At 44.6% G+C, this 10,242-nt stretch carries 8 protein-coding genes; 7 read left to right on the top strand and 1 reads right to left on the bottom strand.

Going from position 1 to position 10,242, the window contains the following annotated elements; all coding sequences use genetic code 11:
* Positions 1 to 144: 144 nt before the first annotated feature.
* Positions 145 to 1,269: a branched-chain amino acid ABC transporter substrate-binding protein gene (locus HZA08_12560; GenBank protein ID MBI5194254.1), complete on the bottom strand. Its 1,125-nt coding sequence runs from the start codon at positions 1,267 to 1,269 to the stop codon at positions 145 to 147.
* A 280-nt stretch (positions 1,270 to 1,549) separates the two neighbouring features.
* Between HZA08_12560 and HZA08_12565 the strand changes: the two genes are divergently transcribed.
* The 7 genes from HZA08_12565 (at position 1,550) to hslV (ending at position 9,835) form a co-directional block, all read left to right on the top strand.
* Positions 1,550 to 1,756, top strand: a complete 207-nt coding sequence (locus HZA08_12565) for a hypothetical protein (protein ID MBI5194255.1) — start codon at positions 1,550 to 1,552, stop codon at positions 1,754 to 1,756.
* Between the two features lie 77 nt (positions 1,757 to 1,833).
* Entirely contained in the window at positions 1,834 to 2,982 is a 1,149-nt protein-coding gene (locus tag HZA08_12570) for a LysM peptidoglycan-binding domain-containing protein (protein MBI5194256.1), read from the top strand.
* Between the two features lie 67 nt (positions 2,983 to 3,049).
* Positions 3,050 to 4,156 carry a DNA-protecting protein DprA gene (dprA, locus tag HZA08_12575; protein ID MBI5194257.1) on the top strand — a complete coding sequence of 369 codons (1,107 nt, stop codon included), beginning with the start codon at positions 3,050 to 3,052 and terminating at the stop codon, positions 4,154 to 4,156.
* A gap of 105 nt (positions 4,157 to 4,261) precedes the next feature.
* Positions 4,262 to 6,517, top strand: coding sequence for a type I DNA topoisomerase (gene topA / locus HZA08_12580; protein MBI5194258.1), 2,256 nt, complete (start codon positions 4,262 to 4,264; stop codon positions 6,515 to 6,517).
* Positions 6,518 to 6,702: 185 nt separating this feature from the next.
* Positions 6,703 to 8,019, top strand: a complete 1,317-nt coding sequence (trmFO, locus tag HZA08_12585; GenBank protein MBI5194259.1) for a methylenetetrahydrofolate--tRNA-(uracil(54)-C(5))-methyltransferase (FADH(2)-oxidizing) TrmFO — start codon at positions 6,703 to 6,705, stop codon at positions 8,017 to 8,019.
* Positions 7,992 to 9,104 carry a tyrosine recombinase XerC gene (locus tag HZA08_12590; GenBank protein MBI5194260.1) on the top strand — a complete coding sequence of 371 codons (1,113 nt, stop codon included), beginning with the start codon at positions 7,992 to 7,994 and terminating at the stop codon, positions 9,102 to 9,104. Before trmFO ends, HZA08_12590 begins: the two co-directional genes overlap by 28 nt.
* 200 nt (positions 9,105 to 9,304) lie before the next feature.
* Complete coding sequence (hslV, locus tag HZA08_12595) at positions 9,305 to 9,835, top strand: ATP-dependent protease subunit HslV (GenBank protein MBI5194261.1); 531 nt, start codon at positions 9,305 to 9,307, stop codon at positions 9,833 to 9,835.
* Positions 9,836 to 10,242: the final 407 nt, after the last annotated feature.

Consider the following 10,242-nt stretch of genomic DNA (forward strand, 5'->3'; position numbering starts at 1 on the left):
AGGTTTCACAAAGGAGGATGAAAACCACCCCCCCAAGCCCCCCCTTGTTAAGGGGGGGAAAGTTCCTTTGGTGCTCAATGGCCAACGGCAATCCCCCCCTTTGTTCAAGGGGGGGCATGGGGGGGTTATTTTCGGATGAACTGCTTACGGTTTCCAGTGTTCTATGAATTTGCCGTCTTTTGTTATCCATACAACATAGGGGGAACGGATTATGTCACCTTTTTCATTCCATTGAAGTTCGCCTAATGCACCTGTGTGCTTCATGCTGTGAATAGCTTTGCTGATAGTCGTCCCGTCTGTGTTCTTAGCGGACTCTATTGCATTGAGCATTACGTTAGTTGCATCATAAGCATAAATAGAGTAGGGGCCTGGTTCTCCATAACCGGATTTGTAATTTTTCAGAAAGTCTTTTGCAGTAGGGACATGCTCAGGGTCAGGGCTGAATGTCAGATAGCTTCCTTCAGATGCAGGTCCGGCAATCTCAACAAACTTCCGGTCTATCACACCGTCTCCGCTCATAAAAGGTATGTTGAGGCCAAGCTCACGGGCCTGTTTTATCAGAAGTCCTCCGTCCGGATATATCCCGCCAAAATAGAGCAGTTGAGGCTTCTTTTCCTTCATGGAGGTAAGCACTGCCCTGAAATCTTTGTCACCCTGAATTACTCCATTATAATAAACAACCTCAACCCTGTTTCCAAGTGCTTTCACAAATTCATCAGCCAGACCTTGCCCATAAGTAGTTTTATCATGAATTACTGCCACATTCTTTAATTTCAAAACAGAGGCCACAAACGTTGCAGCAACAAGCCCCTGTTGGTCATCCCTGCCGCAGACGCGAAAGACATTCGGGAAGCCCTGTTCTGTTAACTGCGGGTTGGTTGAGGCAGGTGTAATCATTGGTATCTTTGACTTGTTGTAAACTGCTGATGCAGGGATTGATGTACTGCTGTTGAAATGTCCGATTATACCGGCTGCACCTGCGTTCACGAGTTTATTTGCAACAGAAACAGCCTGCTTAGGGTCATGCTGGTCGTCCTCAACAAGGAGTGTAATCTTTTTTCCAAGAACTCCGCCTTTCTGATTCCACTCCTTTACAGCCATATCAGCACCGTTCTTCATATCCAAGCCCATCTTGCTCTGATCCCCTGTCATCGGGCCGGCAACACCAATCTTAATGGTATCTTCTTTTTTAGAACAACCTGTGAAGAGGGTAACTGATATAAACAGAAATAATAAACTGATAATTGTGATTGTATGTCTGCGGTTCATTTTAACTTTCCTTTCCTGCCTGAATTGTGCCTTAAAATACACTTTAACAACAGGTAATGTCAAGAACAGGTAATAGGTAAAAGGTAATAGGTAAAAAATATTGTCTCTTGATTTTTATTTTAATTTGTGTAATATCTTAACTAACAAATTACACTGCATACCATCAAAGAACTTCATTCCTGACTAATAAGAATTTTTAAGCTGATTAAAATAATTAAATTTAGCGTTAGATTAATAATGTTTTTAAACTATTTAAACTATTTAAACTAGGGGACTAAATATGCAAAGTGAAAATAGTAAATTAAATCAGGCAGTAAACTCCTTTGAGAAGGACTTTATTATGTCAACTATGGAGCATCAGAACTGGAGCAGGAAGAAGACAGCAATGGACCTGGGTATTCCTCTAAGCACTCTAAAGTATAAGATGAAAAAGCTCGGTATTTATGAGGCTATCCCAAAACGCCGTAAAACACAGAAGCAGGCTTAACAGATTACCGTAAAGTTATTTCCTGTTTTATTTATTGTCTCTCCGTAATAAATGAGTGGAAGGATCTTGTTACCTCTATGAAAATTAGAAATATTTCAATTGTTCTGTCTTTAATAATATTGTCTGCTTTATTGTTTAGTATCCCCCCGAATGTTTCCGGAGAAGAGGCTTTATCAGCAGACAATGAAACATCATATACAATCAAGAAGGGTGATACATTATGGGATATTTCAGGAGAATACCTCAGGAATCCTTTTCTCTGGTCTGCCCTTTGGGGAAAAAATAAATATATAAAAAATCCTGACCTGATCTTTCCAGGAGATAAACTGATTATACCCGGCGTTGAGGCATTATCTAAAACAGAGGCCGCCGGTCAACAGCCATCCGCATCTGATGCAGGGCAGCAGGAAAATCCTGAAGAAGGGGTTAAACCTTCGGAAGCGTCTACTCTGATCCCTGAACCGCCGTTACCGGAAGAGATTGACGTACCTGAGAGTATCCGCTCGGCTTCTCCGTATACTTCTTTAAAACCTTCTTCTGCCTCCGGAGAAACAGGAAAAGTTTCTGTTAAACAAACGCCGGTCCCAATAATCGGGGAGGAAACGGTTTTTATGGGCGGTTATATTGCAGATAAAGTGAGCAGTGCAGGCGCCGTCAGCTTGTCCCAGGATGACAGAAATGTTTTTGCAGCAGGTGATACTGTTAATATTTTGTTTAATAAAAAAGAAAAAGCAGCAGTCGGCGACAAATTTGCGATCATCAGAAAACCGAAGGCCCTTATCAATACTGAAACAGGTAAACAATACGGAATGCTTTCTGTTCCCATTGGAGTACTTGAGATTTACAGGATTCAGGGGAGGGATGCAGGCGGCAGGATTATAAAATCTTTTGACTATATTACTGAAGGTGATATGATTCAGCGTCTTCAGCCCGCTGTTCCTGTTCTAACAATAACCCGGCCGGCTAAGGGGATCAAAGGGCATATAATAGGGTTGCGTGGAGAGACTGTCTTAGCCTCAGAACGAAATGTTGTTTATCTTGACAAGGGGACAAAGGATGGCCTTACCCCCGGAGTAGTATTAAATGTCTCAGGAGAAAGTCCGGACAATATCCCCAAAAATATAATTGGTGAATTGATAGTAATCTCCGTGCAGTCTTCAACCGCCACAGCATTAGTGACAAAAAGTATCGAACCATTTGGTGTCGGAAGTCTTTTCTTTAAGTAAATCACAGAAAATTTTACTTCGTATTTTTAATTTTTGATATTTTATCTTTAATTTTACACTTACATCTATGGACGAATATTATTACTGGTTAGCATTTGAACACACACTCAGGAATAAGCCTGCCTTTTCAAAGAAGTTGATTGAACGGTTTTCTACACCTGATGAAGTATTTGCAGCTTCTGATGAAGAGTTATGCACTGTTGAAGGCATTACTTCAGAGCTTGTGCGAAAGATAAAATCAGTTGTTCATCCTGTTAAGGATGTTACAGATGAGATAAAAATAATAAGAGAAAACGGTATTCAGCTTATTTATTTAAACCATCCTGATTATCCTGAGATACTAAAGAATATAATTGACCCGCCTATCTGTTTTTATATGAAAGGGGGCATTACACAGGGGGATGCCAAAGCAATAGCTATTGTCGGTACAAGGAGGCCGACAACCTACGGGCGGAAGGTTACAGAGAAGATTGCATCTGAACTATCTTCTGCAGGATTTACAATAGTAAGCGGGATGGCCCGCGGGATAGACAGTGCTGCCCATCAGTCAGTGATAAAGACAGGAGGGAGGAGCATCGGTGTTCTGGGGTGCGGGATTGATGTTGTTTACCCTCCGGAAAACAGCCGCCTATTTGCAGAGATGCCGGAATACGGGGCGATTATTTCTGAGTTCGCTCCCGGCACAGGCCCTCAGAAACAAAACTTCCCACAGAGAAACAGGATTATCAGCGGATTATCACTCGGTACTGTTGTAATAGAGGCAGCGGAAAGGAGCGGTTCCCTTATTACAGTCCGGTTTGCACTGGAACAGGGCAGAGAGGTGTTCGCTGTGCCCGGGAATATTAATTCTCCTGTCAGCATGGGGACAAATAACCTTATAAAACAAGGGGCAAAATTAGTTACAAGTACTGAAGATATTCTGGAAGAGTTTGAACAATTGTTGACGCAGGGATTAATAAATGTTATCAAAAATAGTTATTTGGAAAAAATATCTCTTTCAAAAGATGAAAATAATATATACAATACGTTGACTCTGGAGCCAAAACATATAGATCAGATTATTACTGAAAGCGGGATTGAACCTCGGGACACTATACAGCTTTTACTCAACCTTGAGATAAAAGGGGTTGCAGAGCAGGTGGCGGGGAGTTGTTATGTGAAGGCGAAGCTCTGACACCGAAAATTCCCTCGCCCTCAGGGAGAGGGTCAGGGTGAGGGTGGGTTTTTCAGGATAAAGGTAATAGGTAATAATAAGAAAAATAAAAAGGAATAAATATATATGTCAAAACCATTAATCATTGTAGAATCACCATCAAAGGCGAAGACGATAACGAAGTATCTTGGGAAGAAGTATACTGTTATTGCTTCTGTCGGTCATGTCAAAGACCTCCCTGCGAGCAAATTAGGTATTGAGATAGAGAATAATTTTAACCCGCAGTATGTGACAATAAAGGGTAAGGCAAAGGTTCTTGCAGAGATAAAAAAGGCGGCGAAGCTCGCCTCATCTGTTTTTCTTGCCCCTGACCCTGACCGTGAGGGAGAGGCCATTGCCTGGCATATTGCTGAAGAGCTGAAAGATAAGAAAGAAAACATCTTCCGCGTACTTTTCAATGAGATTACTGAGAAGGCGATAAAGGAGTCTCTTCTTAATCCCGGCAGGATTGATCTGAACAAGGTAAATGCCCAGCAGGCAAGGCGTATCCTTGATCGTATTGTCGGTTACAAGCTAAGCCCGCTCTTATGGGATAAAGTACGCCGGGGGCTTAGTGCCGGAAGGGTCCAGTCTGTTGCAGTGCGTCTTATATGCGACCTTGAAAAGGAGATTGCACAGTTCGTATCTAAGGAATACTGGACAATCAGTGCAATGGTTGAGGGGAGAACGCCGCCGCCTTTTGAGATAAGGCTGATAAAGTTCCGGAATGAAGATATTGATATCCCTGACCAACAGGAGGCTGAGCGGATAAAGGGGATACTTTCTTCAGGTGAGTATGTTGTAAGCTCGATTGAAAAGAAGGATAAGAAGAGAAATCCTGCGGCACCGTTTACCACCAGCAAGCTCCAGCAGGAGGCATCAAAGAAACTCAGGTTTACTGCAAGCAGGACCATGTCAATAGCACAAAAGCTATATGAAGGTATTGATATAGGGAGTGAAGGACCTGCAGGACTTATAACGTATATGCGTACAGATTCAGTCCGTATATCTAAAGATGCACAGACTGATGCAAGAAAGTATATTAAAAACAATTTTGGAAATGAGTGTTTACCTGACAGGGCGATTGAATATAGAAATAAAAAGGGGATTCAGGATGCCCATGAGGCGATAAGGCCGACCTCTGTTGAATATACACCTGAACGTATAAAGGAATATGTTGACAGGGATACCTATAATCTCTACAAGCTGATCTGGAACAGGTTTGTGGCATGTCAGATGAGCCCTGCTGTTTTTGATACTATAACAGTTGACGTTACTTCAGGTGAGTGTCTGCTCAGGGCTACAGGTTCTGCTGTAAAATTTGCCGGTTTTATGAAAGTGTATCAGGAGGAAAGGGAAGAGTCTGAACAGGCACAAGATGGTGTTGGAGAGGTCGGAGAGGCTGTTATACCTCCATTGACTGAAGGGGAACGGTTGAACCTGATTTCACTTGAACCTGCACAGCATTTCACACAACCGCCGTCCCGTTATACAGAGGCATCTCTCATAAAAGAGCTTGAGGAAAAAGGGATAGGCCGTCCGAGCACTTATGCGGCAATCATATATACAATTCAGGATAGGGAATATGTTGAAAAGAAGGAGGGTAAATTCTTTCCTACTGAGCTTGGGGTACTTGTAAATGACTTGCTTGTTGAACACTTTCCTGAGTTAATAGATGTCAAATTTACCGCAAAGATGGAAGAGGATCTTGATGAAGTAGAAGAGGGCAGCCGTGAATGGAGAGATGCGGTCGGGGAGTTTTATGGACCGTTTGATACGCACCTTGAAAAGGCAAAAAAGGATATGCGGAATCTTAAAGGCGAGGAGACTCCTACTGATATAAAGTGTGAGAAGTGCGGGAATAATATGATTATAAAGTGGGGGAAATTAGGATACTTCCTTGCATGTTCCGGATACCCTGAATGTAAGAATACAAAAGAATTCAGACGTGGAGAAGAGGGGAAGATTGAGGTAGTACAACAGGAGACAACAAACGAGATCTGCCCGGTTTGCAGTTCACCAATGGTGATTAAGAGCGGGCGGTTCGGGAGATTTCTCGCATGTTCAAATTATCCTACTTGTAAAACGACGAAACCTATTACTACAGGGGTTAAATGCCCTGAGCCTGACTGCAAAGGAGAGATTACAGAGAAGAGGAGCAAGAGGGGCAAGGTCTTTTATTCATGTACAAAATACCCTGCATGTAAATTTGCATCATGGGATAAACCGGTAGCACAGCCATGCCCGCAGTGCGGCGCCCCCTTCCTTGTCGAGAAAAGACAGCGGTCAGGGGGGATTAGTCTGGCTTGTATAAATAAAGAGTGCGGATATAAGGCAGGGTGAAGTTAAAATTATTCCCCCTCCCCAAATTGAAAAGTCGGGAGGGGGTTAGGGGGAGGGTGAGCTTTGGTAGAACACAGATGCCCTTGCTCACCCCCACCCTGACCCTCCCCCGTCGAGGGGGAGGGAATTGAGGAAGTTCCTCTCCCCTCAAGGGGGAGGTGAGAAGCGGAAGAGGATTATTCTAATTGAAACCTGAAATTGTAATCATAGGCGGGGGGCTTGCAGGTTCTGAGGCTGCGTGGCAGGCGGCTCAGAGAGGGGTGAAGGTATTGCTTTACGAGATGCGCCCCGGCAGGATGACAGAGGCCCACAAGACAGGCGATTTTGCAGAGCTTGTGTGCAGTAATTCCTTAAAGTCAAAAGATATAACCAATGCACACGGCCTGCTTAAAGAAGAGCTGAGGGAGCTTGGTTCTTTGATAATTCAGGCGGCTGATAAGACAAGCGTGCCGTCAGGTTCAGCCCTTTCAGTTGACAGGGTCGAATTTTCCCATTTTATCACTGATGCCATATCTTCTCATCCTAATATAAAGGTGCTGAGGGAGGAGGTTTCAAAACTCTCATTTGAAGTGCCGCTTATTCTGGCAACAGGGCCGCTTACTTCTCAGGATCTGACAGAAGATCTGCAGAAGATAATCAAGCATGATTTTATATATTTTTATGATGCAATATCACCTGTTATAAGCAACGACAGTATTAATTATGAGATTGCGTTCAGGGCATCGAGATATAATAAGGGCGGTGCAGATTATATAAATTGCCCTATGGACAGGAAAGAGTATGAACAATTCTTTAATGCACTTATAACAGCGGATAAGGTTCATGCAAAAGATTTTGAAAAGATACCTTATTTCGAGGGATGTATGCCAGTGGAGGTTCTGGCAGAGCGTGGGATAGAAACACTTGCTTACGGCCCTATGAAACCGGTGGGTCTGACTGACCCGAGAAACGGGAGACAGCCCCACGCAGTTGTACAATTGCGTCAGGAAGATAGATTCGGACAGGCATACAATATGGTCGGCTTTCAGACAAGGCTGAAATGGCCTGAACAGAAAAGGGTCTTCAGGATGATACCCGGGCTTGAACATGCAGAGTTTTTAAGATACGGGAGCCAGCATCGGAATACCTTTATAAATTCTCCGAAATTATTAGATAACTCACTCCGTCTGAAGGGAGAAAATGATATTTATGTTGCCGGCCAGATAACCGGTGTTGAGGGGTACGTTGAGTCAACGGCAATGGGGCTTCTTGCAGGCATTTCTGCTGTTATTAATCTTAACGGCGAGGAGTTTATCCCGCCGCCGGTGACCACTGCCGCAGGCGCATTGCTGGGTTATATTACAGCAGATACTGTGCTGAAGTTTCAGCCTATGAACATAAACTGGGGTCTGTTTCCTCCTTTGGCCGTAGTCATGAAGGATAAGGAGGCTAACAGGGAGAGGCTATCCAGAAGGGCCTTAAAGGATATAAGTAAATGGAAGATGCAGTTAAAGATTTTCTAATATACCTTTCCTCCGAGAGGAATGTATCTCCACACACACTGAGGAATTACCTATCGGATCTGAATCAATTTAAAGATTATCTAAAGGCCAGGCTTGAGAAAGATAAACCGACAATTGATGACATCAGCAATATAGACCATATACTAATAAGGGCATTTCTATCAAACCTTTTTGAGAAGGGGATTGGCAAGGCATCCCTTGCAAGAAAAATCTCTTCACTCCGGACATTCTTAAACTATTTAAACAAAGAAAATAAAATATCATCAAACCCTGCCAAGATGGTTGCGACACCAAGGCAGGATAAGCCCCTGCCGGGGTTTCTATCCATTGATGAGATGGACAGGCTGTTGAATACACCTGTCGGCGACGATGTGCTGACCCTCAGAGACAGGGCAATCCTTGAGACATTCTACTCCTGCGGCCTCAGGATTGCAGAAGTAGCGGCTGTGAATATTGAGGATGTGAACCTTACTGAAAACCTGATAAGGGTCAAAGGAAAGGGGCGAAAAGAAAGGATAGTCCCGATAGGGTCGAAGGCGGTGGAGGCTATAAGAAAATACCTTATTAACACCTCCTCAACCGGACGCTCTCTGTCATTTCTAAAGGGGCATGAAAAACCCCACCCTCACCCGGATCCACCCTCCTGCCTCCCCCCGCAAAAGAGGGGGGAGGGATTTGGAAGGAATTTAATTGCAGCTCTCCCTGAGGGAGAGGGTGCTAAGGTTATTCCCTCCCCTTCAAGGGGAGGGTTAGGATGGGGATGGGGTTTATTTTCGGGTGAAAAGGATAGGGATGGACGTCCTCTCTTCCTCAACAAATCCGGCAAACGAATCACCACCCGAAGCATCCACAGAATCGTAGAAAAATACAAAAAGGTCAGCGGCCTCTGGGACATGACGCCACATTCAATCAGACATTCATTTGCCACACATCTGCTGAACGGCGGGGCAGACCTACGTTCTGTCCAGGAGATGCTTGGCCACGCAAGCCTCTCAACCACACAGCGTTACACGCATGTGAGCATGGACAAACTGATGGAGATATATGATAAGGCACATCCTAGGAGCAGGAAAGGCAGTGAATAGTGAACAGTGAATAGTTAAAAGCAAGAAATAAGACCCCCTCACCCGGACCCGCCGGGGGAGAGGGTACTAAGATTATTCCCCCCTCCCTTGACGGGAGGGGGGTAGGGGGAGAGTGGTCAACGAAAATTCCCTCCCCTTCAAGGGGAGGGTCAGGGTGGGGATGGGGTTATTTTCTGATGGCAAATAAGGAGGATACATCAATGGTTCGCAGTACTACAGTTCTATGTGTCAGGCGTGATGACAAGGTGGCTATTGCAGGTGACGGGCAGGTGACAGTCGGCAATACTATAATGAAGCACAACGCAAAAAAGATTCGGAGGATGTACAATGGGACGATTTTATCGGGCTTTGCAGGGGGTGCGGCAGACGCACTTACTTTATTTGAGAGGTTTGAGGCCAAGCTGGAGCAGTACCACGGCAATCTTACACGTTCCGCAATAGAGCTTGCCAAAGACTGGAGGACAGACAGGATACTTCGGAAGCTTGAGGCATTAATGTGTGTTGCTGATAAAAATTCCTCTTTAATTCTCTCCGGTACAGGTGATATAATCGAACCCGAAGACGGCATAATGGCGATCGGCTCAGGCGGCTCTTATGCCCTCGCAGCAGCCCGTGCATTGATTAACAATACCAACATGAGCGCCAGAGAGATAGTTGAAGAGGCAATGAAGATAACCTCTAAGATATGTATTTATACGAATAGCGAGATATTGACAGATGAGCTGCCATGAGACGGTGTCTCACAAAGGGGAATGAAAATTATGTTTAGTGTCATTGCTATGAGCGAAAGCGACCAAGCAATCTCGTCGTTGGCCAGATTGCTTCGCCTTCGGCTCGCAATGACGTCTGGGAGAAGGATTTTCGGATGAACCCCATGAGCCAGGGTTCACAAAGGGCAATGAAAACCCCACCCTCACCCGGACCCTCTCCCTGAGGGAGAGGGTGCTTAGTTTTTATCCCCTCCCCTTCAAGGGGAGGGTTAGGGTGGGGATGGGGTTGATTTTCGGATGAACTGTCATGAAACGGAGGTTTCACAAAGGAGGATGAAAACCACCCCCCCAAGCCCCCCCTTGTTAAGGGGGGGAAAGTTCCTTTGGTGCTCAATGGCCAACGGCAATCCCCCCCTTTGTTCAAGGGG

The sequence above is a fragment of the Nitrospirota bacterium genome (genome assembly GCA_016212215.1).
Taxonomy (GTDB): domain Bacteria; phylum Nitrospirota; class 9FT-COMBO-42-15; order HDB-SIOI813; family HDB-SIOI813; genus JACRGV01.